At 46.9% G+C, this 25707-nt stretch carries 25 protein-coding genes and 3 pseudogenes; 7 read left to right on the top strand and 21 right to left on the bottom strand.

Features of this window, described 5'->3' with window-relative positions:
- Nucleotides 1–2 precede the first annotated feature (2 nt).
- A pseudogene (locus C8R14_RS00830) lies at nt 3–568 on the top strand (transposase); the annotation flags it as partial.
- Here C8R14_RS00830 and C8R14_RS00825 read toward each other — a convergent pair.
- The 3 genes and pseudogenes from C8R14_RS00825 to C8R14_RS00815 all read right to left on the bottom strand — a co-directional run.
- Nucleotides 559–892 (bottom strand): annotated as a pseudogene (locus tag C8R14_RS00825) (transposase); the annotation flags it as partial. The pseudogenes C8R14_RS00830 and C8R14_RS00825 overlap by 10 nt on opposite strands.
- A gap of 48 nt (nt 893–940) precedes the next feature.
- Nucleotides 941–1306, bottom strand: coding sequence for a nucleotidyltransferase domain-containing protein (locus C8R14_RS00820; protein WP_011633305.1), 366 nt, complete (start codon nt 1304–1306; stop codon nt 941–943).
- A gap of 1 nt (nt 1307) precedes the next feature.
- Complete coding sequence (locus C8R14_RS00815) at nt 1308–1721, bottom strand: nucleotidyltransferase substrate binding protein (RefSeq protein WP_011633304.1); 414 nt, start codon at nt 1719–1721, stop codon at nt 1308–1310.
- 616 nt (nt 1722–2337) lie between these two features.
- Between C8R14_RS00815 and C8R14_RS00810 the strand changes: the two are divergent.
- Nucleotides 2338–3082 (top strand): annotated as a pseudogene (locus C8R14_RS00810) (IS256 family transposase); the annotation flags it as partial.
- A gap of 41 nt (nt 3083–3123) precedes the next feature.
- Here the strand turns inward: C8R14_RS00810 and C8R14_RS00805 are convergent.
- Complete coding sequence (locus tag C8R14_RS00805) at nt 3124–3540, bottom strand: hypothetical protein (protein WP_011633302.1); 417 nt, start codon at nt 3538–3540, stop codon at nt 3124–3126.
- A 138-nt stretch (nt 3541–3678) separates the two neighbouring features.
- Here C8R14_RS00805 and C8R14_RS00800 point away from each other — a divergent pair, with 138 nt between their 5' ends.
- Nucleotides 3679–4002, top strand: a complete 324-nt coding sequence (locus C8R14_RS00800) for a type II toxin-antitoxin system RelE/ParE family toxin (RefSeq protein WP_011633301.1) — start codon at nt 3679–3681, stop codon at nt 4000–4002.
- Nucleotides 4003–4014: 12 nt separating this feature from the next.
- Complete coding sequence (locus C8R14_RS00795) at nt 4015–4332, top strand: HigA family addiction module antitoxin (RefSeq protein ID WP_011633300.1); 318 nt, start codon at nt 4015–4017, stop codon at nt 4330–4332.
- Between the two features lie 365 nt (nt 4333–4697).
- Here C8R14_RS00795 and C8R14_RS00790 read toward each other — a convergent pair whose 3' ends face one another.
- Entirely contained in the window at nt 4698–5642 is a 945-nt protein-coding gene (locus C8R14_RS00790) for a glycosyltransferase family 2 protein (RefSeq protein ID WP_011633299.1), read from the bottom strand.
- Between the two features lie 21 nt (nt 5643–5663).
- A complete protein-coding gene (gene cysQ / locus C8R14_RS00785; RefSeq protein ID WP_011633298.1) occupies nt 5664–6482 on the bottom strand; it encodes a 3'(2'),5'-bisphosphate nucleotidase CysQ in 819 nt (272 codons plus the stop codon).
- Nucleotides 6483–6499: 17 nt separating this feature from the next.
- Here cysQ and cysC point away from each other — a divergent pair, with 17 nt between their 5' ends.
- On the top strand, nt 6500–8317 hold the full coding sequence (gene cysC / locus C8R14_RS00780; protein WP_082211236.1) for an adenylyl-sulfate kinase: 1818 nt from the start codon (nt 6500–6502) through the stop codon (nt 8315–8317).
- Nucleotides 8318–8342: 25 nt separating this feature from the next.
- On the opposite strand, the gene C8R14_RS00775 is transcribed toward cysC, so the two are convergent.
- The 11 genes from C8R14_RS00775 to C8R14_RS00725 are packed head-to-tail and all read right to left on the bottom strand — an operon-like array spanning nt 8343 to nt 20887.
- Nucleotides 8343–8894: a type II toxin-antitoxin system VapC family toxin gene (locus C8R14_RS00775; RefSeq protein WP_041353399.1), complete on the bottom strand. Its 552-nt coding sequence runs from the start codon at nt 8892–8894 to the stop codon at nt 8343–8345.
- Nucleotides 8884–9243: an STAS-like domain-containing protein gene (locus tag C8R14_RS00770; protein ID WP_011633295.1), complete on the bottom strand. Its 360-nt coding sequence runs from the start codon at nt 9241–9243 to the stop codon at nt 8884–8886. Before C8R14_RS00770 ends, C8R14_RS00775 begins: the two co-directional genes overlap by 11 nt.
- 17 nt (nt 9244–9260) lie before the next feature.
- Entirely contained in the window at nt 9261–10133 is an 873-nt protein-coding gene (locus C8R14_RS00765; protein WP_011633294.1) for an ATP-binding protein, read from the bottom strand.
- 48 nt (nt 10134–10181) lie between these two features.
- Complete coding sequence (locus C8R14_RS00760; RefSeq protein WP_011633293.1) at nt 10182–10739, bottom strand: D-glycero-alpha-D-manno-heptose-1,7-bisphosphate 7-phosphatase; 558 nt, start codon at nt 10737–10739, stop codon at nt 10182–10184.
- A 3-nt stretch (nt 10740–10742) separates the two neighbouring features.
- Nucleotides 10743–11429 carry a nucleotidyltransferase family protein gene (locus C8R14_RS00755; protein WP_011633292.1) on the bottom strand — a complete coding sequence of 229 codons (687 nt, stop codon included), beginning with the start codon at nt 11427–11429 and terminating at the stop codon, nt 10743–10745.
- Nucleotides 11429–12013 carry a D-sedoheptulose 7-phosphate isomerase gene (locus tag C8R14_RS00750; protein WP_011633291.1) on the bottom strand — a complete coding sequence of 195 codons (585 nt, stop codon included), beginning with the start codon at nt 12011–12013 and terminating at the stop codon, nt 11429–11431. Before C8R14_RS00750 ends, C8R14_RS00755 begins: the two co-directional genes overlap by 1 nt.
- Nucleotides 12010–13041, bottom strand: a complete 1032-nt coding sequence (locus tag C8R14_RS00745; RefSeq protein ID WP_011633290.1) for a GHMP family kinase ATP-binding protein — start codon at nt 13039–13041, stop codon at nt 12010–12012. The genes C8R14_RS00750 and C8R14_RS00745 overlap by 4 nt, the downstream gene beginning before the upstream one ends.
- 48 nt (nt 13042–13089) lie before the next feature.
- The gene (locus C8R14_RS00740) at nt 13090–14121 is read right to left on the bottom strand and encodes a GDP-mannose 4,6-dehydratase (protein WP_011633289.1); all 1032 of its coding nucleotides are present in this window, start codon (nt 14119–14121) and stop codon (nt 13090–13092) included.
- A gap of 16 nt (nt 14122–14137) precedes the next feature.
- On the bottom strand, nt 14138–15004 hold the full coding sequence (locus C8R14_RS00735) for an NAD-dependent epimerase/dehydratase family protein (protein WP_011633288.1): 867 nt from the start codon (nt 15002–15004) through the stop codon (nt 14138–14140).
- Nucleotides 15005–15027: 23 nt separating this feature from the next.
- Nucleotides 15028–19563 (bottom strand): glycosyltransferase, encoded by a 4536-nt coding sequence (locus tag C8R14_RS00730; RefSeq protein ID WP_110332532.1) that lies wholly within the window; start codon nt 19561–19563, stop codon nt 15028–15030.
- Nucleotides 19564–19573: 10 nt separating this feature from the next.
- Nucleotides 19574–20887 (bottom strand): ABC transporter ATP-binding protein, encoded by a 1314-nt coding sequence (locus C8R14_RS00725; RefSeq protein ID WP_011633285.1) that lies wholly within the window; start codon nt 20885–20887, stop codon nt 19574–19576.
- An 80-nt stretch (nt 20888–20967) separates the two neighbouring features.
- On the opposite strand from C8R14_RS00725, the gene C8R14_RS00720 reads away from it, so the two are divergent.
- Both C8R14_RS00720 and C8R14_RS00715 read left to right on the top strand, forming a co-directional pair.
- Nucleotides 20968–21255: a type II toxin-antitoxin system RelE/ParE family toxin gene (locus C8R14_RS00720; protein WP_011633284.1), complete on the top strand. Its 288-nt coding sequence runs from the start codon at nt 20968–20970 to the stop codon at nt 21253–21255.
- A gap of 9 nt (nt 21256–21264) precedes the next feature.
- Complete coding sequence (locus C8R14_RS00715; RefSeq protein ID WP_011633283.1) at nt 21265–21570, top strand: HigA family addiction module antitoxin; 306 nt, start codon at nt 21265–21267, stop codon at nt 21568–21570.
- Nucleotides 21571–22045: 475 nt separating this feature from the next.
- Here the strand turns inward: C8R14_RS00715 and C8R14_RS00710 are convergent, their stop codons facing one another.
- From C8R14_RS00710 to C8R14_RS00690, 4 genes are all read right to left on the bottom strand, one after another.
- Nucleotides 22046–23095, bottom strand: a complete 1050-nt coding sequence (locus C8R14_RS00710; RefSeq protein WP_011633282.1) for an Rpn family recombination-promoting nuclease/putative transposase — start codon at nt 23093–23095, stop codon at nt 22046–22048.
- A 441-nt stretch (nt 23096–23536) separates the two neighbouring features.
- Nucleotides 23537–24091 carry an ORF6N domain-containing protein gene (locus C8R14_RS00700; protein ID WP_011633281.1) on the bottom strand — a complete coding sequence of 185 codons (555 nt, stop codon included), beginning with the start codon at nt 24089–24091 and terminating at the stop codon, nt 23537–23539.
- Nucleotides 24092–24265: 174 nt separating this feature from the next.
- The gene (locus C8R14_RS00695) at nt 24266–24469 is read right to left on the bottom strand and encodes a hypothetical protein (protein WP_049753073.1); all 204 of its coding nucleotides are present in this window, start codon (nt 24467–24469) and stop codon (nt 24266–24268) included.
- Between the two features lie 148 nt (nt 24470–24617).
- Nucleotides 24618–25436, bottom strand: coding sequence for an ABC transporter permease (locus C8R14_RS00690; protein ID WP_110332530.1), 819 nt, complete (start codon nt 25434–25436; stop codon nt 24618–24620).
- Between the last annotated feature and the right edge of the window lie 271 nt (nt 25437–25707).

Raw genomic sequence — 25707 nt, 5'->3', positions numbered from 1 at the left:
CAATGAATGAACTCGACCTGAACCAGTGGCAAGCCCATATTGGCTGCTTGGCGAAAAATATCAAATCTGAAGCAGATCTGGGTAGCCTGACCCAGCAGCTAGTTAAAATGACCGTGGAAGCAGCCCTTGGAGCCGAGCTGGACGAGCATCTGTTATGCCAGGCATGATCCTGCCGGGCGTGGTTCAGGCAACCGCCGCAACGGTACATTATCCAAGCACAACTGAAGGGCGCTCATGGCAAGGTTGGTATTGAGGTGCCCCGTGATTGGGCTGGTACTTTTCAGCCACAGATCGTGCGCAAGGGCCAGACGCGTCTAACGCAGATGGAGATGACCAGATTCTGGCGCTTTACGCCAAGGGCATGAGCACGCGCGACATCGTTGATGCGTTCAGGGAAATGTACGACGCTGATGTGTCGCCTACCCTGGATGCAATTTACCCGATCGTTTATCTGGACTGTATTGTGCTGAAAATCCGGCAGAACAACCGGGTTATCAACAAGTCGATGTACCTTGCACTTGGCATCAATAGGGAGGGCCATAAAGAGCTGTTGGGCATGTGGCTGGCATCAATCATCAGCCATTCATATCAGAATCATCAATCAGGATTTCCAGCAGCTTTTTCAAATATCTTTGTCACGCCAGCGGATAAAACGACGATGTGTATTGCTCCAGTTCCCGTAGTCTGGCGGCAAATCCTGCCATGGAGCTCCTGTTCGTATAATCCAGAAAACAGCATTAATAAACTGTTGATTATCTCTGGCTACTCCATCCCATGCTCTTTCGCGTCCTGGTAAATGCTCCTCAAATAACACCCATGCCTTATCCGAGATATCATGTCTGCGATGTGATTGTGTTATATGAAGTCCTTTTAAAGGATAAAAGGATTTCATATTTTCAATCTCACGACTACACTATTTAGGCTACAACACAATTAAGAATCATGCCAGATGTACCTTGATACCGGATGCGCTGCGCTGATCCGGCCTGCGGGGAGTGACTTGGATATAAAAGGGGATACCGATTCTTTGAATATGCTCAATCAGGTCTGGATTATCTATCTTATGAAATAATGATAAATCCACCATCCAGGGCAACAACAGATCGTCTATCTGGTTTTCTATGGCCAGCAGAGTTGTCAGGTCTAGCTGTTCACCCTGGATGCTTAAGTCTATATCAGAACCCGGGCGGTAATTGCCTTTGGCGCGCGATCCATAAAGAATTACGCTGTCGATTTGTGGATATTGACTAAAAATATGGCATAACCTGGTAATAGCAGCTTGAGGCAGACCAAATTTTTTCGGCATTTCACGCGCTCCTGGTTTGCATATCTGCTTCAAATTTTGCAAAAAGCAGGTGGTAGCTACTCAGAATTTTCTCACAGATTTCATTAGCTACCGCTTCATTGTAAGTATGTGATGTTTGGTTGCGACTTTTGATCATCTCCATCCAACCCTCACCGTCGGTGATAAGCCCGGCTTTAAAAGCCTGGCGTATAGCATCGCGTGAACCGGTTATTTCTGGATTACCCTGATAAATAAAGTAATCTTTCATTACATTCCACGCCAGCTCAAAAACAAACTCGAAGGACTGAATCAGCCCCTGTTTTTCCAATTCGGATAATTCCCGGGTAGCTGCCAGTTCCACCGCACTCACCAAGCGTTGGCGCGCTTTTTGATAGTTAGCCAGGCGCTGGAGCCAGCGTACGTCTTGAGTGGGCATAAGAAATTTACTTAATAAGAAAAATGGGGACAGGCCACGGTTCTCACCGTTTAGTCAAACAACCCCTCCTAACTCTGGCGCTATCACCTTCCGAGGTCACCCGGATTTTCCCGGGGTCACCCGTCGCCTCAAAGTGGCCACAATCTCTTCACCAAAGCGCCACTATCCAAGACAAAATTACCACTCTTAGTAGAAAACTTGGTCTGTCCCCTATTTTACTATTTTATGCGCCCTAATTTTCCCAATTATGATTACTGCAACACTGACACTTTGCAACCACAGGCCACTGAACAAAATAAACCCCATACGCTACAGTTGTTTGCACCTGGGCATGGTGAGCAGTTTATTTTTAACGCGTAAAAAACCGAACTCTTTTCCGGGTGCCGATATAAGCCCTGGAGTGCCCGGCCAAGCGCAGGTCAGATCACACTGTTGTGTTCAAAACGCTGTTGCCAAGGGTTTCATACAAGTCCTTTACCAGGGGAGGATACCTGCTGGTTTGATGTCTCCAAGCTGCGAGGTATGATCATTTCTGGTGTATGCCAGTAGAGGGAAAAGCGGTGTAATCTGCTGGTAAAGATCTCAGCAGACCAACCAATAAAAAGAAAAACACCGCATGACAGATAGTAATATTTTAAAGCTGAACAAACCAGAGCAAAATGATCCATTGCAGGAAGTACTTCGAGAAGGCGCACGTAGAATGCTGGCTGCAGTTATTGAAGCGGAAGTATCCACTTTTATCGAGCAGCACGCCACTTTAAAAACTGGCGAAGGTCAGATGATATTAGCCAGAAATGGCTATTTGCCTGCACGTTCGATACAAACGGGACTTGGAGACATTGCAGTCAAAGTTCCGAAAGTTTGAGATCGCTCCAAGTTGGGTAAACAGTCTGATATCACCGTATTTGAAGCGCACCCGGAACATTGAGGAGTTTTTGCCCTGGTTATATCTGAGAGGAATTTCAACGGGAGATTTTTCCGAAGCGCTGAAACATCTATTCGGGCCAGAAGCAACGGGATTATCGGCAGCCATGATCAGCCGCCTGAAACAGGACTAGGAGCAGGATTATCAAAACTGGACGCGTCGTGATCTGAGTGGCAAACGGTAGGTTTATGTCTGGGCTGATGGAATCTACAGCACTGTACGAATGGATGACCGATTATGTCTTTTGGTGATTATCGGTTCTGATGAGATCGGGCGTAAAGAATTGCTGGCATTGTCCGATGGCTATCGCGAGTCAGAAGCCAGTTGGACGGAAGTACTCATGGATTTGAAACAGCGCGGTCGCAAAGATGCACCAAAATTAGCTGTCAGCGATGGTGCCCTGGGATTCTGGAAAGCTGTAGCCAAATGCTGGCCGGCATCTTTGTTTTTGCTAAATACTTAACTAAAGCTGATTGACTATGATTGATAACAGAAATCATGATCATGCAGCGGCACTGCTAAAGGCGCTTGCATAGCGTGGCCAGCCACAGGGTAATAATTTCCTGCAAAAGTCTGGCGATAAAGTCTCGCGCAGTACAAACCTGCAAGCCGGTTCCAGAATGAAGCATTACGAAAGTGAGCAAATTCATCATAAACATAACGATTCTCCAGGGTCAGTTTTTCACGTAAACCTGACAGTGTTTCGATATTCCGTGTATTCCACCGTCGATGCATCCCAGACAGCATCAGGCCAAAACGCCTGAGCCTGGCAATAAAACCACCATTTGCCCCAATCAGGTTGGCAGCATGCTGGCGATAGCGCAAGCTGGGAACGGGATCATAAATCACAACACCTCCACAACCGCTGACAACCATATAACAAAAACCAGTCATGCACCACAGGACAATTCATGACAAACCTGCCCCTCCACTCTTTTCCTCTTTTACACAAAACACGCTTATTCCAGGCAGGCATAAAAGCGTAGGGTGACGGGATAAATCAGCGTTTCTCCAAGTTGGCATTAATCTGTAATGTCGTTTGACGCTAATATCGTAACACAATACTATGTACTCATGACGATCAAGACATTTCGATGCGTGGATACTGAAACCCTATTCAAGTTGGGGCGAGTTGCACGATTTGTCAACATTGAGCGTCCAGCGTTACGCAAGCTCAAGCAACTTGATTTGGCACGGTGCATTGAGGATATACGCGTACCGCCCGCGAATCGGCTGGAGATATTGAAAGGCGACCGTGCCGGGCAGCACAGTATCCGCATCAACGACCAGTGGCGTGTGTGCTTCCGCTGGACAGGCACGGATGCAGAAGATGTTGAGATTGTGGATTACCACTGATGGAGATTAACCATGAATAATAAATTAACGCCGGTTTCCCCCGGCGAGATGCTGGCAGATGAATTCTTGATTCCGCTGGGTATGAGCAATTACCGGCTGGCAAAGGAAATCGGCGTATCAGCGCAGCGCATCGGTGAAATCGTAGCGGGTAAGCGTGCCATTACCGCAGATACAGATTTGCGCCTATGCCGATTTTTTGGTCTGTCAGACGGATGGTGGTTGCGCCTACAAGTGGACTACGATATCGAGATGGCACGCGGTGCGCTGGAAGAAACATTGGCAAAGATCAGGCCGTGGGCAAATACCCAAGAGCATGAGACACCGGCCTGATCATTGTTTCCAGTGGATGGTTTCAGCCACCACAAAAGTAAGAATACCGGGTCCCAAGAGCATCTATGTCGGCGTGATTCGATACAAGATTCCCACTCGGATGATGCGAGAGCATTCAAAGCTTCAGAATCATTTTCTGGATTACTTCCTGCCTTACTTCGCCTGCAGTCGCAAGATGGTTATTTTTGCAATTACAGAGTCTCTTCGCTGTCTTTGCGAACCCTGCAAAGGTGAAGCAATCCAGAAAAATGTCAGCAACCCGGCACAGCGGAGTGATGACTGGCACCTTTGTTTCTGCTATCAATGCTCAACCAAAGTGATTGGCCATAATTGACAACAAAGATTGTAATCATGCAACAGCACTATTAAAGACGTTTGAATAGCGCAGCCAGCCACAAAGTGACATTTCCTGCAAGAGTCTGTCGATAAATCCCGGTACGATACAAGCCCACCAATCGGTTCCATAATGAAGCATTACGGAAACGGGAAAATTCATCATAAATGTAACGATTTTCCGGGGTCAGTTTTTCACGTAAACCTGACAGTGCTTCGATATTCCGTGTATTCCACCGTCGATGCATCCCAGACAGCATCAGGCCAAAGCGCCTAAGCCTGGCAATAAATTCATCATTTGCTCCGATTAGGTTAGCGGCATGCTGGCGATAGCACAAGCTGGGAACAGGATCGTAAATCACAACACCGCCACAACCACTGACGACCATATACAAAAACCAGTCATGTACAACAGGATTAGCATCCGGCCCTGCTTCCAGCATGAGTTTTCTGGCCGCATGGTTGAACACCATGGTATTACCGCCCGCTATATTTTGCACAAGTGCGTTACGAAAACCGGGAGCATGTTTGAATAAGGGTGACAAGCCTGTTTCATTATTCCGCTCATCCACTAATTTTGTCCGGGAGCAATAAAGTGCCGGGGTTTCACAAGGAATATCGGACAACACCTTAACAGCACGCAAAAGCTTGTCTTCATGCCAGATATCATCCTGATCAGACAGCGCATAGTAATCCGCCTTGATCAATCCATTACAAATCAGCGACAGGAAATTCTGACAAAACCCGTTTCTTGGCCCCTGAATAACACGCAGCCAATCCGTTTTTGCCTCGAAGGCGCGCAAAATATCCCGCGTGGAATCTTGCGAACCGTCATCCGATACATATAAATACCAATTCTTGTATTTCTGGTTTTCGATGGAATCAAGTTGATCCTGCAAGTAATGTGCACCATTGTATGTGCACATCAGAACGGCTACTTGTTGATCAAGCAAACCACTCAATTCGTCCCCAGCCATCCCTGAACTGTCCACAGCCAATCAAACAGGAATCAATGCAACATCGCGCACGGCAATGAATGCCGGATTCAGTACGCCTGATTTGCCGTAACGCAATGCTCGCCCATCTAGGTCGATCACCTTGCCACCCGCTCCCTCCAGAATAGCCTGAGCAGCTGCGGTATCCCATTCGCTGGTTGGTGCAAGGCGCGGATAAATATCTGCCATGCCTTCTGCCACGCGACAAAATTTCAAGGAACTGCCAACTTGTAACAACAGCACTTCTCCCAGGCGATCTATAAACGCCTGCGTTCCGGCATCGAGATGGCTTCTGCTCGCTACCACACGGCAAATATCTTCAGGCTCTCCCGAACTCACGCAAATCGTCTGGGTACCTGATTCCGTTCTTCTAAATGCTCCCAAACCTGGACCACCCCAATACATACAATCCATAGCAGGCGCATATACAGCGCCGAGTACACTGCGGCCTTCTTCAATCAAAGCGATGTTCACGGTAAATTCGCCATTGTGGTTAATAAATTCCCGAGTGCCATCAAGCGGATCAATCAACCAAAAACGATTTTTATCATCCCGATATTGATGGGATGTCTTATCTTCCTCCGATACGACCGGGCAGCCCGCTATCAGTAACTTCAAGCGTTGCATCAACCCATCATGCGCTGCCAGATCAGCTCGGGTAACCGGACTTTGATCAGCCTTCTGCTGAAAATCAATCTCCCCGGCCCGGTATACTGCCATGATAGCGTCACCTGCCGCCTGAATAATCGGCAACAATTCTGTCAGCAAGGCGGTAAGATCAATTTTTTGCATAATGAAATTATATTTCGTAACCAACCACATCAGCCTGCTAACAAATAATGCATCAGGAAGAGACTTTAACAACCAAACCGCTAATAACATCCACTCAATCTGACAGACTGCACGTTCTCATTTGCGTAGATAAAAGTAGCGGTAAGCGTGCCCTATTCGACTTCCTGTTGAGTACTCTCTCCAAAGCAGCAGACCACCAACCAGCACAAGACAACAATTTCAACTTCAAACACAAATCTGGCGCAGTCGATAGTGAAACCTGGTCCATTTTTTCAACGACAGGACGTGAATTCTCGATCACCATTGCAACAGCACCCGAGAGAAACAACCGCGAAATACATGCTGCACTCTTCAAGGCAAACGTCGCAATCATTCTGATCGATGCCGCCTGCGGAATACAAACCCAGGCCAAATGGTACGCTTATCTGGCATCATCCTTCAAAATTCGCCATCTCATTCTCGGCGTCAACAAGATGGATCAGGTGGATTTTGATCCCCATATCTTTCACGGTATCGAACAGGACTTTCACGATCTGTGCAGTCACCTGGATTTTGCAAGCACCGCAATCATACCCACGGTGTCGCTTCAGGGGAATAACGTTCTCAATCCCTCCGTCCATACCCCCTGGTATGACGGCCTCTCACTGATTGACTATCTGACAACCATAGAAACAGCAAGAATAACTGACAACCGCTTCATATTTCTGGTGCAAGAAAACAATCCAGCGAACATCCGCTCTGATCGTTGCAACGGAATGATCGCTAATGGTCAAATTACTATAGGTGACGTGGTACGTATTGCTGCCTCCGGAGAAATCGCGCAGGTAAAAAATATTCGCACTTTAAATAGCGATGTATTTGAAGCGCGTACGAATGAAGTTATCACTCTGGCATTGGATAAAGAGGTGAAAATTTCGTGCAATGATGTTATTTCAGCCGCGCATTCACCTCTGGAAACAACGGATCAATTTACTGCCGTAGTAATCTGGACGCATGCTGAACCAGGATTAGTTAGTCGAAACTACCAGCTAATCCTGGCGAATCAGCAAGCCGATGCATCCATTACTACCATCAAATATCGCCTTGATATAAATACTGGCGCCCACGAAGCATGCCAACAGCTAAAACAAAATGATATTACGGTATGCAATCTGGCGCTGAACCATCCGGTAGCATTCGATACCTATACCACATTGCCCGTACTGGGCAATTTTGTGTTGGTGGATCAATACAGCCACGCTACGATAGCCACGGGATTGATTATGCATAATCTGCGCCGGGCACAAAATGTGCACCGGCAGGCCCTCAGCATTTGTCGTGAAGATCGTGAACGTTTAAATGGTCACAAAGGTAAGGTCATCTGGCTCACCGGATTATCCGGCTCCGGCAAATCCACCATTGCCAACGCACTTGAAAAGGAGCTGCACTCACAAGGCAAACGAACCTATATCCTGGATGGCGACAATATGCGCCACGGATTAAACAAAGACCTTGGTTTTACCAATGCCGACCGGGTAGAAAACATCCGCCGTGTTGCAGAAGTAGCAAAACTGATGATGGATGCCGGCCTGATCGTGATCACCGCTTTCATCAGTCCATTCAGAGCGGAACGCGAAATGGCCCGACAACTTATCGGGAAAGAAAACTTTGTCGAGGTTTATATCAGTACACCGCTAGAGGTATGCGAACAGCGCGACCCCAAAGGATTGTACAAAAAAGCACGGAGTGGACAGCTACCTAACATGACAGGGATTAATAGCCCTTACGAGCCACCAGAACACCCCAGCCTGGTCATCAATGGTACAAACCAGAACATTTCCGCAATACTAAGGCCGTTACTTCAACTTGTCAGCAGCCTTCAATAACATGTCAGAGAAATTATGATGATCTTTACAGACCAGCTTTCAGCAACCGGGGATTTGTTGTCAGTACTTCAATACCTGCATGTTGAAAATCAGCGTCATTAGTCATCAACTTCATATTTTGCTTCTTGCAGATATCTATGAGGAGCGCATCGTTGAAATCAACCCGTCTGGATTTAAAATCTGCCAAAGCCTGATTGAAATCCAGTTGATCCGCTGGAATTGAATGGATTTGACAAGCGCCTAGAATTTTTGATGCAAATATATGAGCAGATAAAGCTATTTTCTGAAAATCAGAAGATTGCCTGAATTGCTTAAAAGTCCGGCATTGTGATTTGAAGTTTCCTTCCCACTCTATTCTGCAATAGCGGTTCAAATATTCACTCAACACCATAGGATCAAGAACAGGTTGTGCTCGGGCACTGACAAGCCTCGAAAAAGCAGCTGAATATTGATGAGCAAAAAATTGCTGAGGATTTCCAGGCGCAGGAAACAAATAAAGCCAGATGTTGGTATCCACCAGAATCTGTTCTCCGGATGAAAAGGAATAAGAAGACAGGTCATACACCTTATTGTTCATCTTCACTCGCTTCTTCCTGCCATGCTGCATCATAACCTTTCGGATTCGAATAATATTTTTTGGCATTGTCAACAACGTGCTTCAGAAGCTCCATATCGTCCCCGGAAAGACCTTCAACTCTAACCAGTGCCTTTACTTCATCCTCACTGAACGAGCCATACAGTTGGCCAATTGCAACATTGAGAAAAAGAGAAATTACCATGTCCACATGATCAAATGAAATGTTTACCGGCCTACTCTTTTTTAGAAGGGGTAATACCTTTTCAAATACCTTCTGCCCATCCTCAGCAGATATACCCAGCGGCCCTCCAATAAGATCTGCAACTCTGATACTTACCTGATCGTTCATTATGGAATCCTTTAAAATCAAAAAATATCGTTACTGCTCAGTTCAGATTTCAGGTAATAGCTGTTTGTATCCTGAGTGTTAATCTCGATGTTTACACATGTTCCAGGGAAATCATGATCAAGCTTTTTACAATTGTCACCAGTCGCAGAGAACTCGTAATAGCCAGATCGAGAAATAATTTGAAGCTTTCCTTCATTCATCCGGATAAAATCTTTGAGCAATTTCAAACCCAGGCCACCAGGTTGATTTCCTGTTTTTGTCGTATTTCCTTCAGTAAGCGCCCATTTAATAGCCGCACAGGAACTCATCTTTGTATTTCCAGTATATTGACGAATATTATCTCGTATACCCACCCCAGCATCAGCAATCGTAAAATCAAGTCGATGCTTTTGAGGAAAGAACTGTCCGCAGGTAAAAATTCCAGATATTGATCTGGAATGGATGGCAGCATTCTGGAATATCTCAAAAAGACTTTGTTGAAATCGTTTAGTAAGCACCGCTGACATAGCCGGAATCCCCTTTCCATACATGTAAGATTCAAGATATTCGAAAAACTGCTCCCCCGCTTGAAGCTTGAATACTTTAAATGGAACGGTTGTCTGATTGGTATCTATCAGAGCCGTCTTCTGAAATTTGGTCAGAAAATGATTTTTTCTGAGGATCGTATCTAAATCAGGCTTTAGATTGATGAGTGAAACATCGTTCAATTCATCCCGAAGTCTTGCTACAACGACATATAATGGCGCGGCCATATTGGCTTCAAAGAAATCGCAACTGGAGAAATCCACTTCAACAGAATCTGAAAATGCTCCGTGCGACTGTTCAGCTACACGAGCGATGCTGTTAAATCCAGCATAATCACTTCGCACAGTCCCAATATTCAGCTTCATAGCAGCAGGTTCGCAGTTTTATTTCACAAAATCTCCATAATACTGGAATCATTGCTTATCAGGTTCGAGTAAATTTTTCAAAAGAAATTGTTCCACTTCTACCAATTCCGATATGGAAATGGCTGCATGACAAGAATCTGTAGAACGAAATAAAAAACGCACAGGAATACCAGCAGCGGCGGCCGCTTCAATATCACTGATCTTGTCACCAACAAGCACGCACCGATCCAAATCCAACCCGTGCTCACGTGCTGCTTGAAAGAACATACCCGGATTAGGCTTGCGAAACTCACTCTCTTGCCGGTAATAGCCCACGCCATGCTCGGGGTGGAAGGGGCAAAAATAAACGGCATCGATGCTTGCATTTTGATCTTCAAAGCGCTGTCGCATCCATTGTGTAAGCGTATGAAACTGCGCCTCGGTATAGTAACCCCGACCAATCCCGGCCTGATTAGTGATGACAATTATCTTGTAGTCCAGATTACGTGCTGTACGAACCAGATCAAATATATCCGGCACGAATTCAAAATTCTGAGACTGATAAACATACCCGTGGTCGATATTGATCACTCCATCACGATCCAGGAATAGTGCTGCATTGGTCACGGATCAAAATCCGGCCAGTTCAGTCTGCGCGCGCAGGAAATCCTCTGGCACTCCAATATCGATGAACTTCCCTGCCGTGACGAATACATCAAATTCTCCACGCGCCACAGCCGGAGCAAGAAAATCAGACTCCAGTGAGAAAGGTTGATCGGCAGGAAAATCATCCAGTTGTTGGCGTTTGAATACATAACACCCGGCGTTGATCAGTCCGGGCCCGGCGGTATCTTTCCCGGCAAATCCCTGGACCACACCATCACTTACAAGCAAACGACCATAACGCGATGTATCCGCCACCGCCCGTCCTACAATAATCGGGTGCCGCCTGGATTGCCATTGCTGTTCCACCTGATCGATTTCCAGATCCAGAAATGTATCTCCGTTAAACACAAACACATGGTCAGAAACCACCTGTTCAAGCGACAGACGTACCCCACCGCCTGTACCAAGCGGTTGATCTTCCATCACATAAATCAAATCCATACCTGCATGAAGCGAGCCAAAATAGCTACTGACCTTCTCTGCCATGAATCCTACCGAGAGGATGATCCGCTTGAAACCTTTACGTGCCAGCACATCAAGCAGAATTTCCAGAAATGGACGACCCGCAATAGGCGCCATGGGCTTGGGTACATCGGCCACAACCTTGCGTAAGCGCGTGCCCAGCCCCCCAGCCAGAATAATGGCTTCCATCAAATGGGAGCCTTGAACAGCGTACGCTCCACCAAACCACAGAGGATATGGCCCAGTACGGCGTGACCTTCCTGAATCTTCGGCGTATCCGCCGACGGAACGTCTAAATAATGGTCACATAAATTTTTCATCGGGCCACCCCGGTTACCCGCCATGCCGATACAAATAACTTCTTTCTGCCTGGCTATTTGCAATGCCGCCAAAACGTTGGAAGATTTGCCCGAAGTAGAGTAGGCAATGAATACATCGCCTTTTTGCGCATGCGCCTGCACCTGCCGGGCAAACAGATTTTCATAGCCATAGTCGTTACCAATGGCAGTCAAAATCGATGTATCTGTAGTCAGCGCAATTGCCGGCAGACCCGGCCGATCAAAAGCAAAACGGCTGACAAACTCTCCAGCGATATGCTGCGCATCAGCAGCACTGCCACCATTACCTGCCAGCAGGATTTTATTACCTGCTTGCATACAGCCGATACAAGCTTGGGCTGCTGCTTCAACACGGGACAGTAACCCCTCATCCGCCAGCATAGCTGATACGATCTGCTGGGTTTCCTGAATCTGGGAATAAATGTAGCTTCTCATTTAACCTTCCAGGCTTGTGTACCATTTTTGGTGAAATGGCAGTTGCTTACCTGCCCGCCGAAATTATTCAGAGTGCGAATCACATCCATCCGTTTTTCTGTAGGTACAAAAAACAACATAAAACCGCCACCACCCGCTCCTGAAATCTTACCTGCCAGCGCACCGGCCTGAATCGCTGCGTCATAAATTGCATCAATATGAGGACTGGAAACCGTTCTGGCTGAACGTTTCTTACTTTCCCAACCCATACGCATTGATTCAATGAGACCACCAAAGTCACCACGCAACAGGCATTCTTTCATTAATAAAGCTTCGCGTTTAATGCCATGCATGGCTTCCAGAGCACCGGTGACACCTGAATTAACATTGTTACTTTGGTCTGCAATAATCTTCGCTGATTCCCGCGAAATACCAGTGAAATACAATACCAGCGAAGCTTCCAGTTCGCAGATAATCCAATTTTTGATGCGTAACGGATTCACAATGGCACGATCATCCGCATAAAATTCCATGAAGTTGAAACCACCAAATGTTGCTGAATATTGATCTTGCCTGCCGCCCAGCAGACCGCACTCAATACGCTCTATCTGAAAGGCAATGCGAGCCACATCATAATCACCGAAGGGTAAATTCAGCAGCTCAACAAAGGCCCGTATCATCGCAACGACCAAAGTTGAAGAAGAGCCCAGACCTGACCCAGGTGGTGCATCACAAAATGTACTCAGTTCAAGGGAAATTGGTATCCCATTATTGTAATTCAGGATGAAGTAATTATAGACTGCCTTATGCAGATCCAGTTTTCCGTTCAAAGGCAGTGGAAATATAAAACCTCTGCAAATTTCCATCTGCTGATCCGTTGCAATCAGACGAACAATATTTTCATCCAATCTTTTGATTACAGCATAGGCATAGCGATCGATCGTGGCATTAAGGACATAGCCGCCATGAACATCACAGTACGGCGACACATCACTACCGCCACCCGCCAGCCCGAGGCGCAGTGGTGCCCGACTTCTGATTATTGTCATTACCTGGATTATTCTGTGAGGAGCAAAATAAAAAGCGTACTAAAGTGCTTACCGATTCAAGGGAATTTTTCCTTTTGAAATTTCTTCCCGCCAGTGATTCAGCAAATCTGCAAACATCTGACGAGCCGGGATCTCCGGCTTCCAGTTGATTGTTGATCGAATTTTCGTGTTATCGAACATCTGATAATCAGCATCAATGGGACGAAACCGCTCCTGATCTGTGATAACCCGGATATCGCGCCGCGTACTCATCCCAAGCAAAATTTCAATCACTTCCGGGAGTTTGAAAGCTTCCTCTCCAGCAATATTGAAATATTCCCCACAAGGAATCTTGCCTTGCTCACTTGCCTCCAGCAGCAGAAAGTAGGCTCTTACCGCATCACGCGCATCCTGAAAGGTTCGTGTACTCGATAAATTACCAACATGAATAACCGGCTCCTGGTACTCGGCTTCAATTAGAGCAATCTGCTTGGCAACAGTACTCTCAAAAAAAACATCGCTACGCCTGGGGCCGGAATGCGTACCCATGCGAGTAACAAACGTACGAATCCTATAAGCCTCTCCGTAAAATTGCCCAAGATAATCTGTACCGATTTTACTGATACTGTACGGACTGGCACCATGGAATTGAGTCTCTTCCGATAACGCAATTCCTGGCTTCGCCCGACCATACACTTCACTTGAGGAACAAATATGCACCACAGGATCATAACCATCAACTTCTTTCAGTTGCCGAATATTCTCGAGCAGATTGGCTGTACCAATAATGTTTGTCTGCAATGTTTCAATAGGGATATTGAATGAAGTCTTCGGGTATGATTGCGCAGCCAGATGTGAAATGTATTCAGGCTGGATTTCTCTGATCATCCTGGCAATCGCGGAATAATCATTGAGATCTGCATAAAACAAGCTGATCCGGTCTTTTCGGTTGATCCGATCAGTCAAATGGTAAAGGTTATCCATAGGCTCTTGCCAGCGCATCAGACCAATTACGTCATAGGGTGTGTTCTCCAATATGTAATCGGCAAGCTGCGAGCCAACCTGCCCGGTAATGCCGGTAATCAGTATTTTCTTGGTCATAAAACTCTTTTGTTAGTTACTTTGATGGCAATGCAAACTCTAATTGAGCTGCCTCACAGAGGCTGTGCGGCGGCCGTCCGAGTAGTCTGGCAAAGATTGGTGATGTCATCGCGATAATGCGGGGTCGGTTTTTAAAAAAATCTGCATCGGGCTCAATTATCTTGAACCGCAAATCATGGAAATGAATCTCGCGAAGGCATTCCGCAAAATCCACCCGAGAAAGAATCTGTGGGCCACCAAAGTTGATAATTTGTTCAGGAGAATCATCCCAATGTTCGGCTAGTGTCAATGCCCCAGCCACCACATCATCACGATGAACAATGGCGCGGGAGAAAGGATGAAACAGATCAGCCTGCTCGTTTCGCTGGACGCATCCGGCAAGGTAACGGGTAAACTTATCTTCACGTGAAAACACATAAGATAGGCGAATCGCTTTAAACGAAGCGTTTCCAGCAAAGCGTTGTTCGACTTCGTGCTTCATTACCGCATATTCCCCAACCGGGTTGCATGCAGCGCGCTCATCAAACTCATCCTCGCGCTCACCATAGACGGCGTCGCTTGAAAAGAAGATCACACGGGCGCCGCGATTGATAACGCTCTGGATAACGCTCGACGTGCCAGTGACGTTCACCGCCCACGCCCGGCCGTGCTCGCGAGCGCAGATGTCGGGCGCTGAAATAGCGGCGGTCAGCAGCACGACATCACCGGGATGAATCTGACCGTAATCAAACTCAGCAGGTGCATCCAGGCGGAGCGGCAGAAGGTCGTTTCCGCCCAAGGATGACGTACCGATGGCAGAGCCCACCTTGCTTGCACTCGCAAACAAGGCGCCACCAACGTAGCTTCTGGCGCCCACTATAAACAAGGTTGAATTATTTTTCATCGCGAATGTCGACAGCCTCTCTGCTATCGCTTGGTCGCAACAAAGATATATTGCTCACGCCCCAGATAGCCTTGCTCCTCCGACCAGAAAGCGAGACAGCGAACGTTCCTGAAGCCGACGCTCCGGAGTTTGTCCAGCATTTCCCAGCCGAAGTAGCGGAAACACAATGTGCCGCCTTCCGGATCGACGGAGCTACCATGATACTCGGCGGGCATGTGATGCGTGATGGTGCCATCTTCTTCGAGGGTCGCTCTCACGACGTCCACCACGCTGTCCGACAAGAACGGTACCGTGAAAATAAGCACACCGCCAGGTTTCAGGACACGAAAAAGGGCACTGAATGCGCGATCTGGGTCGGGCACATGCTCAAGCACATCGAAAGACAAAACCCGATCGAAAGAATTTTCGGCGAAACTTAAATTCATCACGTCTTCATGACGGATTCCATCCACAATGCTGCCGGGTTGATGAGAGGGTCCGTAATACTCACTCCCTTGTAGTGTCAGGTAGCGCTCTGCAAGCCATTGATAGGTTTTTGTGAGCCTCTCCGTAATGTAAATCTGGCTCCCTATTTCAGGTGGGGCATAGGTGTGTAATACATTAAGCGCCGCACGCGTGTGATTAACCATCCCGCAATGCTCGCACTGCATATGTTCGCGCCAGTTTGGCATCGCCCTACCGTCTGGCGTATTGCCAGTAGAATACATGAAGCTTGTGAGGAAGTGCGTATGTGTGCCGCAGACGCAGCAGAAGCCGGATGTCCTGAAGCCGTCTGAGCCGTCGTTGGGCAGCAAGTCCTGCACGCGCAGAATCCGCCGTTCATACTCGTGCTCCATCTTGGCGACGTGCTTCTTGAAGGCCCCCCAACCGTCTAACTCCACGACATTGTGAATCAAATACCAGCGGTTGTTGACTGCAAACAGCAGATTGCGAACACGCTCCTGGATTACGTCAACTGAATAATTTTCGACTGCGAATTTGTAGCCTTCGGTGCTCAGAGTCTGCCAGAGCCCGGCATTCTGATAGGCATCGCACACTGCGCTGGCAAACGCTTCGGGTGATTCACCCACGAGCACGTTAAATCCTGCTGTCAGGCCCATGCCTTCGACCGCCATAGGCGTCGCCACGCAGGGAACGCCATAGCAAAGGCTGGTGCCGATCTTGCCCTTGATGCCCGCGCCGTAACGCAGGGGAGCGACCGTGAGCCGGATATCAGCAAACACCGGTTGCAGATCCTTGACAAAGCCAAGGATCTCGATGCCCGGGATGGCAGCGAGCCGCTCGATCTCCTCGGGCGGGTTCGCGCCGATTACCTTGAAGCGTATGTCGGGAATCTGGCGTTTAATGATTGGGAAAATCAATTCTGCAAAGTAGATGACTGCGTCAATATTCGGACTATGCGGAAAGCTACCAATGAAGAGGATATCGCGACGTTGCTCATGCCCCTGGGTGGACGATCCTGGAATATCCTTGAAAACCACGGGCAACACAGTTAATGGTGCTTCAGATCTCATTTCTCGCACTGTGTATAACTCGTCGTTACTCAGTAGAATTGTCAGATCACATTTGTCGATGAGTTCGAGCTCCTGATCCCGTACTACAAGTGCAGCTTGGTGAGCCACTTTGTTATTTGCCAGCTCAGCTTGCCGAAGCTCCCTCAAATAATGCAAATCAACCGTATTAAATATTAATGGAAGATTCGGTGCACACGACTTGATCGTCTCAAGATATGGCCATACAACAGGCCCCCTGGCCATGACGCAAACATCAAAATTTTCTGCATTGCTCTCCAGCCACTCTTTGACGGACTGGATTGCGGGGTACGTCATGACCTTAACATTGGCTGCAATCAAATCCTCATAGTAGCCTTCTTCGTACTTAAGACTACAGGGAATAAAAGTAACTTTATAGCCAATCGAATCAAAAATCTGCAACAACATTACAGCGGTAACCGAAGCTGCATCCCGATCGGGCTTGGGAATCGCCCAGTCTAAGTATAAAAGCCGTTTTAAATGATCTCGTTGATCTCTTAATTGGTCAGCTTTATCAACTATTTGGATTGGCGGAGATGTGCGATAGCTGCTGAGCTCCACGGCTTTTGACTTGACGTAATCCCAGCCATGCCGCCGGTAAGCTCTCCACGCACGATGCAAAAAGAGCATCCACCCACCAGACAGATGTTTTGCAATTGGCGCAGCCTGGCGTAACACAGAATAGCGACGATGCGCTCTGGCAAAAACACCAAGATGCAGTGTGGCAACAGCAGCCGCACCTTCAACCGAAGTAACTGGTTGAATCTCATTGGATGCGAGATCTAATTCCTTTGGTGTATGGAGATTGATCCCTGCCACTCCATTCCAACTGTAAGCATAAGGAAGAGATCGATAAAATGCATGCCCTTGCTTGTAAACCTCTTCACGATAGGCATCAAGCAGCTCGCGTAGAGCTCCAATATTATCAATCGTTACTTGCTGGCTGTGTCTCGAAAAGGTTGTCACGTCATCAAGCTTGTTCCCACTAAAATGCACGAATCGAAGAGGCTGACCATTGGCAAACCAACGATCAGCCTCCCGTGAGATCTTGCGTTGAGGAAGATTCCAATAGGCAACGTTGTACCCAGGATGATGGAGGATTCGTGCGCTCGGAACGAAAGCAGGCAGCAAATCTGCCCATTTTTGATCAACAAACAGGCCCTCCTCCAAACGAATCACACAATCTCTTTCCAGGCGCCTTCCCCACCATTCTAGAAACGCAATAACAACCGGCGTGTTTCGTAACGTGAGAAATCCCAGGTTATAAATACCGTACAACAACATCTTTCCATCATGAATTTCATCATTCTCTGCTGGCTGCAGGATGTGCGGAGTAAGTACCGCCTCTGCACCATCAGCCAGGAGCTGATCCAATTCGTGCATTCTATCGACAAAAAACAGGTCAGGATCAAGATAGACAACCGAATCAAAATGAAAACCCTTCATTAGGTATATAAACGCGAAAGGTTTTACAGCAGTGTTAAATTCTGTAATGTTGTAGCGGTTCGCCATTTCAGCGAGGTTAGACAGATTTAAATCCTCAAGGAAAATGAATTCAAATGGCTCCTGCGAAGGATCAAAGAAGCCATCAACTCGATCGCACAGAACAACGAAAAATCTGGAATCCGGATAATGTGGCCGAACTGAGTAATACAGAGCCTTCGCATGAGCCAAGAAATTCTTTGAGCAAATAGTAAAGAATGCGCTTGGCTCAGGCACAATCACCAGATTTTCACTCACTTGGTTCGTACACAAAATTTCTTTCCATTTAAATATGTTGCTTACTTTCCTTAGTGGCGCCGTAATCTTCCAGGAATTACTTGTCTTAATTACTTGAATAGCCATCTCATGTTCAGTTACGGCCTGGCTCAGGCTGGCAATTTGCCCATCGCGCTCAGTCACAGTCTGGCTCAGGCTGGTAATTTTCCCATCGCGCTCAGTCACAGTCTGGCTCAGGCTGGCAATTTGCCCATCGCGAACTACCAACAGCTCTCGCATCCGATATGCATCTTCCAGAATTCCTGAAGTAGGCGCATCTGATTTTTCGATCGAAACAAAAGATTTTTGTCGTGATCTTTCCAAATATTCACGTGCTGCACCAATAAAAATTCCGTGTTGCCGATAAATTTCAAGAATTTGATTTTCTGTTATAAAGAACCTATCCCGCTCCCGGACATCAAAAACCGTTCGATGTAATTTAGCATCCGAAAAATCAATTGACTGAATACCAATCTCTTCTAATTTAGCAAGGCATTTCGACCGGTACACTTCGGCCGAACTTAGCTCATCCATGTCGATGAATACATCGCACTCTCGCTCACCGCAAATAAAAGAATGCAACCATAGCCCGAAGAAAAGAAAATAATCTTGGTTTGAGGCAAGAGGATGACTAATACCATAAGCAACCTTTTCTTGAGTGTTGCTCCCTTTCAAAGATACAGCCTCACTTGCCTCAAAAACAGCCCGTAAAACCCCAGGAAGATTACTTTGTAAATAAATAATGCGCGGAGTAGTAGCGATATAAGGGTCAACTTTGTAGGAATACCATTGATCCCATGGATTTCGAAGCAAGAAGATATGACTGGATTTGTAGTTTTCTTTTAACCAATCAATTCGTCCACATGTTCTAGTGCACTGAAGGATAGGAGGTTTAGAAGCGCCATCAGTCAACAAATCAATATAAATCTTAAGATCAGGCGCTTTGCTACCAGCCTCCATGAAGTAATAGTCGAAACTGAACTTTGGTTCGAAGACTTTTTTAATGCTTGGTAGCAAATGGGAAAATTCATCAAAATAACTGCCAATCAGGAAATCATGGCGCAACGTTGACTTCAGCTGATCCTTGCGGCCAGTTAGTTCATTCCATGTACCAGGAAGCGATGCTATAACTTCATGCATCGGCTCGTGATAAATATGGAATGCCTCGGTTCTCTTTAATGCGTTGTAAAAGTATGTACTACCCGAACGAAAAAGCGAATGTATAAAAACCACTCCCATTATTTTTTTTTCTTGAATTTCGCTCAGCATTACAAAAATCTTACTCAGTGACTACAATTTTAGAATTGAGGTTCGCAACTCCCCCGATACATGAATCATTATCCGCGATGACCTTTATTATAAGGACATCCATGCGACGCTGAAGGTATATCAGACTATCACTATTTTCTGTCGTATAAATCCCACAAGTAAGATAAAAAATCCCTGGGCCAAGATGATTTGTTAGATGAAATTCAACTACAACCTCATCACCTTCTGCAAAATGTCGTTTGGAAACTAAATGATTTTCTGTGTTCGTACCGAAGATACAAACGCCTTCTCGGTTTGTAATCATCATCCCGAAAATAGGGAAAGACACCTCGGCTAGGAATTTTGCCCTATAAGATACAATAAACTCAGTATTTGCATTCAGAACATTTGTTATATGCCGATTTTTATTTGTAACCATAACACCCGTAATCTGGGAACGGCCATCCCCATAGATCTTTTCATTGGTTCCAAGCAAATCTGGATCCAAGATCGCCTGATCTGAGTTCGATAAATCCGCCTGAGCTTCTATCTGAGATGTTTCTGACTTCTTAGATGCTCCAAATAAATCACATTCATATGAGATACAAACTTGCTTAGCTACGCCAAACTCGATCATCTCCCCTCGGATCAGATAAAGTGCCTCACTACAAATTTTCTTCACCGTCTCTAAATCATGGCTAACAAATAGCAAGGTCACTCCGCTATCACTTAACTCACCGATTTTACGCATACATTTACGTTGGAATGCAGCATCACCTACTGCAAGCGCCTCGTCGACAATCAAAATATCAGGGGCCACATTGATGGCTACACTAAAAGCCAATCTCACCATCATCCCGCTGGAGTAAGTTTTGACCGGTTGTTCAATGAACTCACCAATATCGGCAAATGCGACAATATCATCAAAGCGCGCATCCGTTTCTTCCTGACTCAAACCCAGAACCGATGCGTTCATGTAGACGTTTTCACGCCCGGTAAATTCCGGGTTAAATCCGGAGCCAAGCTCCAGTAGCGCTGCAATGCGACCATGGGTTGTAATGCTGCCAGAAGTCGGGCTGAGTGTGCCGCAGATCATTTGCAACAAGGTGGATTTACCGCTGCCGTTACGCCCGATAATACCGATAGTCTCACCTTTCTTCACCTCAAACGATATGTCCTTAAGCGCCCAAAACTCACGAAAATACTGCTTCGGCTGTCTACCAATAACGCGCTGCACGCGAGGCAGGATGAATTGCTTGAGCCGGTCACGCGGGGTGTCGTAGATTTGATAACACTTGCTGAGGTTTTCCACGCGAATGGCGATGTCGTTCTGTTCTTTGTTCACGCTGCCTCCGCTGACTGCCCATAGCAGGGTAGATAGCCTGAAATTTTTCTCGCTTTACGTGTTACGTTTGACGTAACATCATGGGCTGCATGATCCAGTCTTTTCGATGTAAGAGTACGCAAGCAGTGTTTGAGGGTGAATATCCTCAGCGTTTTAGTGCTATCCAAGCTGCAGCTGAACGTAAGCTGGCACAATTGGAGGCAGCACAAACACTTGATTTTTTGCGTTCTCCACCAGGAAATCGGCTGGAAAAACTGGCTGGCGACCGGGAAGGTCAATGGAGCATTCGTATCAACGCACAATGGCGTATATGCTTTACTTGGTCTGATCTTGGTCCTGCCGATGTAGAGATTGTTGATTATCATTGAGAAATAACCATGACTAGACCTGTAAACTGCATGCGTGCCGTCCATCCCGGTGAGGTACTGCGTGAAGATTTTTTGATTCCAGCTGGAATAAGTGTCAACGCTCTGGCGATTGCCTTGAGTGTGCCAGCCACCCGCATTCATGAAATCGTCAAGGAGCGGCGCGCCGTTACCGCTGATACTGCTGAACGGCTGGCGCATTATTTCGGGGGTGATGCTGCTTCCTGGCTTGCTTTGCAGGCCAGCTACGATCTGAAAACACTGCCCACGCGCGATGAAATTGAACGCCGCGTGCAAAGACGTGAGGAACACCGGTGATTTGAACTGGTACTGGCAACGGCCAATTACCCTTGTACTGCTCGGGATAGATTTCATGTTATCCCCTGTGTTTCTATTGCTTGCTGCAAACAGATTCTCTCTTGATTTTTCTTTTGAAGATTGCTTGTCAATCCGGATTGGCATTACGTTTTGATGGGAGTAAAAGCTGTATTTTACTGGATTGTTTCAACCTGTTGGGTTTTGCAAAGACGACAAAAGAGGGAGTGGCTGGATTACTTCTTTTACCACGCTACTCTCGCAGCTAAAGGTCTGTTAGGATCCATAAAGACAGTATTTTCTCGTATGCTGCCTGAATAATCCCGTCTTCGCGAGGCGGTGCAACCAGTGCGGAGATCCAGCATGGTTGTGGTCGGGGTTAAGGGTACGTCACGTATTCTGCTGATGTCGCTGCTGGATTGCTTCGGCGTACCGCCTCGCAAAAACAGGGTGGAAGGATACGCAAACATAGAAACCATTACGCTTCAAAAACTTCTTCGATGGTTTGTGCTGTCAGTATCTGTTTTCCCCAGCGCTGCAAAGTACGTGTATCTGCCGCCTCAATTCGCTTGCGTACTGCTTCACTGATTGCACCAGAACCAAAGCGCTGCTCCAGCAAATACTGTAGAAACTCAGCCTCACCCTCCAGTCGTCCTTTTTTCAGGCCTTCTTGTAGACCTTCTTGCAAACCTTTTTGCAAACCTTCTTGCAAACCTTCTTGAAGTCCCTCTGCAATTCCCTGTTGTTTCCAGTCTTTGGTCCATTCCTTGACACGTTCTGAAAGCATGCTGTGTACCTCCTGTAAATCCTGAACTTCGTCAAATTTGATTCCCGGCATTCTGTTGCGCAGATATACCCGTTGTATCCATATAGAAAATGCACGTCGCAAGTTACTTTGCTCGGGCGATTGTAGCCAGGTAATCAACGCCTGCAATACTTCTTGGACATCTTCCGGAGTGTGGCTGTTCTCCAGCCGGAACAAAGCTGCCGCGAGGTTGTGCAGGCTGGTCAGTTCATGTTCGCTGTAGTTACCTTCGTCTAACAGTAAATAATGCAACTGCGGCCGATAGCGTTCCAGCCCGCCCGGTACTGGCATAATCAGATTGGCAATATTCACCGGCGCTTGCCAACGTGGTTCTCCATTGTACAGCACCACTGGCAGTATCGGCGGTAGCCGCTTATCTGTGCCAATCGATTCGCTGCGGATCAGATCCTGATATAACAGACCAACATAAGTCATAATCCGCACTGCCATGAACCAATCCACGGTAGACTGAAATTCAAGCAGCAAGTAGATATACAGCCAGTCGCTTTCCGTTTCTCCTGCCTGATCTTTTCTCCAGCGAATACGCCAAATGACATCATCGTGCCGCTCTCTCAGGTCATCACTGACATAGCTGCCGTTGATCTTCTCCAGCGTGGAGAAATCCAGGTGTTTTATCCAATCTTCCCGAACAAAACCGCGCAGCAAATCCGCCACCATTTCAGGGTGGGAGAACAATAGTTTGTAGCCATGATCGTGATTCATCAGCAAAGTGTCATAGAACAAAAGAAATAAAGCAGTTCTGTATTGCTTCCCGCCATACTACGTTCGAGGTTGCGACTAAAACCTTACAGTTTCGTAAAGACAACTGGCCGGATCATCGCGAGCAGTCTATATTTCACCAACAACAAACCCATGGTTGAGAGCAGCGTCACCATCGCAACGAAACGGGAGCTCCCCGAGTGCGGGCTGCAGACAGTGCGCGGGATGGCTTTGTGCGCGGTACGGCAGTAACTTGCCATCCGCCGGCTGATTCCCGGCGCCTCAGCAGTGATCAGGTTATTCCGGTGCATCCAGCAATGTGTACGTGTGCAAACGCCTCGGGATCCAGGATAGGGCGAGCCATGATGGTACGGTGTAATTGCAGATCTTGCCCAAATTGGTAATGCTAATGTGCCCATTTTAGCTATCAACTGAAGCGGCCCTTCAGCTTTTACCACCTCCACTTTTTTTGACAGTGTGCTTGAATTTCAGGACAGCGAAATTCAGCTCAATAGTGGTTTCTGCGTCTCGCGTTTGCAGATCACCATCCAAGATTTCAGCAATCAGCTCGCCACTCCGCTGCATAAGTGTCTTTTGCTTTGGCTTGTCTTCTAAGTTAGCGAGTTCCTTAACATTGCGAGAAAGCTCACGCAACTTACTAAAGGTTTCGATAATGTTGAGCGTGGCCTGCGTTGCGTCCTGACTTTTTAGAATAGTGGCTAGCATATAGAGGCCTTTTTCGATAAACGCCTTGGGAGGTACGCGAACCTTGGCGAAGGTTGCGGTCGTTTTTTTCGACCGCAAATTAGCATATTCCTCAGCATTCAGTTCAAAGAAATAACCTTGTGGAAATTTATCTGGATTATTTTTGACAGCTTCGTTTATACGTTTAGTTTCAACACCATATATACGTGCAATGTCGTAATCAAGTATGACTCTCTGGTCTCGAATGATCTCAATCATGCATTCGATATTTTCAGTCTTGATAATGCTGCTCATAATTCTTTCACGTGTGAAAATTAAAACAGAGTCTCATCAAACTGGATAGGCCGAAGCGAGAAATTCACAACAAAACGGTATTCTTCTGCATGAACAAGTTATGCCAGCTATAGCAAGATGTTTGCCTTCTTCGCAACTATCTCCAGGGTTTGTGAAAAATGTTGTTGTTACCGATCAGTATTGCAGTCTGGCGATAAGCTGCAGAGCTTTGCGTTCAACCTCCTGCGTGATAGATGGCAGTTCAACCAGCAAATCAATATCATTGCCCCGAGCATTATCATCCAGCCTGGAACCGAATACTTTGACATAGGCATCGGTGCCAAAGATATCCTGATCGCTTTCGCAAATGATCCGCTGTGTGTACGGTGAGAGTCTCATTTGTTGATGTTCGCTGGAAATTATATGGGCTTTCTCCACCCCTTGGGAATACTGATTTACTTGGTGATTACGAGGCTCGCAGGGATGTAGCGAGATAGATTGTGGGCCAGCATGCCTTTAACAGGAATAATTTATGATTGAATTGATATCAAAGAACATCCGCAAATCCTTTTCTGGTTTTCTGAAACCAGGCAAAGCCCAGCCAAGCGATGAAGCCAGTGGCCAGCCAGTAGAGTCCTAACATGGCGAACTCAGGTATTTTTCCCCAGTACAGTACATCCCGAACCATTTCGACGACCGGAGTAAGCGGGTTCAAGTACAGCCAGTGCCGATAGTTTTCTGGCAAGGCAGTTGCCGGGTAAAAAATAGGGCTCAGGAACATCAATACCGTGGTGAGGACGCCGATGAATTGAGATACATCCCGCAAAAATACTCCCAGTGAAGCCAGGGCCCAGCTTAGGCCCATGATGAATAAACAAAATGGCAAAATGACTAGCGGAAGAAATAATAAGGTAGCGTGCGGCACGCCAAACAGGACCAGGTAGGCCACAAGCCAGACAATCAGGCTGATCACTGCGTGGTAAAGGGCGGAAAGTAGCGCAACGAAGGGCAGAATTTCCAACGGGAAGACCACTTTTTTGACATAGTTAACGTTGGAGAGTATCAGCCCGGGGGCGCGATTGATGCACTCGGCAAACAGGTTAAATACAATCAAACCGGCAAACAGTACCAAGGCAAATTCGGTTTTGGAATCACTGCCGGTATTCCAGCGCGCCTTGAACACCACTCTGAATACAAAAGTGTACACAGCCAGCATAAAAATTGGATTGAAAAAGGACCACAGCAATCCTAAAGCAGAGCCACGGTAGCGCCCCAGCACTTCCCGTTTGGCAGAGGCATGAACCAGGCTGCGATTTCGCCAGAGACTGACGAACATTTCTATTGGTGTTGCTGAAAATTCGCGCATCGGTTAAGTATTTTTGTTTACTGACACAAGCCGGCTCCGCGATCATTAAAACTACTTCCGATTGTCGTTCGCCAAATCTGGTTGATATCCGACACAAACTGTAAAGTGTCTTTCACGAAATTTTCAAGCGCTACCATGCGTTGTTGTCTACGGGATACTGATCTTAAAGTGTTTCAGGCACGTTACCGCCATGCTGTTTCACTATCTATCAATAAGCGCGATCGGCAGAGTCTAACCGGGGAATCCAATGGGTAAAATGCGACAAAGGCTG

Origin of the sequence: Nitrosomonas eutropha, from assembly GCF_003201195.1 — a bacterium.
GTDB classification, from domain to species: domain Bacteria; phylum Pseudomonadota; class Gammaproteobacteria; order Burkholderiales; family Nitrosomonadaceae; genus Nitrosomonas; species Nitrosomonas eutropha.
Note: the sequence above shows the minus strand (reverse complement) of the source record. Positions and strands in the feature narration are given on the sequence as shown.

Excerpts from the sequence above, each read along its gene's own strand:
- C8R14_RS00820 (WP_011633305.1), bottom strand. The coding sequence starts at position 1,306 with ATGCCGAAAAAATTTGGTCTGCCTCAAGCTGCTATTACCAGGTTATGC.
- C8R14_RS00815 (WP_011633304.1), bottom strand. The coding sequence starts at position 1,721 with ATGCCCACTCAAGACGTACGCTGGCTCCAGCGCCTGGCTAACTATCAA.
- C8R14_RS00805 (WP_011633302.1), bottom strand. The coding sequence starts at position 3,540 with ATGACTGGTTTTTGTTATATGGTTGTCAGCGGTTGTGGAGGTGTTGTG.
- C8R14_RS00800 (WP_011633301.1), top strand. The coding sequence starts at position 3,679 with ATGTCGTTTGACGCTAATATCGTAACACAATACTATGTACTCATGACG.
- C8R14_RS00795 (WP_011633300.1), top strand. The coding sequence starts at position 4,015 with ATGAATAATAAATTAACGCCGGTTTCCCCCGGCGAGATGCTGGCAGAT.
- C8R14_RS00790 (WP_011633299.1), bottom strand. The coding sequence starts at position 5,642 with ATGGCTGGGGACGAATTGAGTGGTTTGCTTGATCAACAAGTAGCCGTT.
- cysQ (WP_011633298.1), bottom strand. The coding sequence starts at position 6,482 with ATGTGGTTGGTTACGAAATATAATTTCATTATGCAAAAAATTGATCTT.
- cysC (WP_082211236.1), top strand. The coding sequence starts at position 6,500 with ATGCATCAGGAAGAGACTTTAACAACCAAACCGCTAATAACATCCACT.
- C8R14_RS00775 (WP_041353399.1), bottom strand. The coding sequence starts at position 8,894 with ATGAACAATAAGGTGTATGACCTGTCTTCTTATTCCTTTTCATCCGGA.
- C8R14_RS00770 (WP_011633295.1), bottom strand. The coding sequence starts at position 9,243 with ATGAACGATCAGGTAAGTATCAGAGTTGCAGATCTTATTGGAGGGCCG.
- C8R14_RS00765 (WP_011633294.1), bottom strand. The coding sequence starts at position 10,133 with ATGAAGCTGAATATTGGGACTGTGCGAAGTGATTATGCTGGATTTAAC.
- C8R14_RS00755 (WP_011633292.1), bottom strand. The coding sequence starts at position 11,429 with ATGGAAGCCATTATTCTGGCTGGGGGGCTGGGCACGCGCTTACGCAAG.
- C8R14_RS00750 (WP_011633291.1), bottom strand. The coding sequence starts at position 12,013 with ATGAGAAGCTACATTTATTCCCAGATTCAGGAAACCCAGCAGATCGTA.
- C8R14_RS00745 (WP_011633290.1), bottom strand. The coding sequence starts at position 13,041 with ATGACAATAATCAGAAGTCGGGCACCACTGCGCCTCGGGCTGGCGGGT.
- C8R14_RS00740 (WP_011633289.1), bottom strand. The coding sequence starts at position 14,121 with ATGACCAAGAAAATACTGATTACCGGCATTACCGGGCAGGTTGGCTCG.
- C8R14_RS00735 (WP_011633288.1), bottom strand. The coding sequence starts at position 15,004 with ATGAAAAATAATTCAACCTTGTTTATAGTGGGCGCCAGAAGCTACGTT.
- C8R14_RS00730 (WP_110332532.1), bottom strand. The coding sequence starts at position 19,563 with ATGCTGAGCGAAATTCAAGAAAAAAAAATAATGGGAGTGGTTTTTATA.
- C8R14_RS00720 (WP_011633284.1), top strand. The coding sequence starts at position 20,968 with ATGGGCTGCATGATCCAGTCTTTTCGATGTAAGAGTACGCAAGCAGTG.
- C8R14_RS00715 (WP_011633283.1), top strand. The coding sequence starts at position 21,265 with ATGACTAGACCTGTAAACTGCATGCGTGCCGTCCATCCCGGTGAGGTA.
- C8R14_RS00710 (WP_011633282.1), bottom strand. The coding sequence starts at position 23,095 with ATGAATCACGATCATGGCTACAAACTATTGTTCTCCCACCCTGAAATG.
- C8R14_RS00700 (WP_011633281.1), bottom strand. The coding sequence starts at position 24,091 with ATGAGCAGCATTATCAAGACTGAAAATATCGAATGCATGATTGAGATC.
- C8R14_RS00695 (WP_049753073.1), bottom strand. The coding sequence starts at position 24,469 with ATGAGACTCTCACCGTACACACAGCGGATCATTTGCGAAAGCGATCAG.
- C8R14_RS00690 (WP_110332530.1), bottom strand. The coding sequence starts at position 25,436 with ATGCGCGAATTTTCAGCAACACCAATAGAAATGTTCGTCAGTCTCTGG.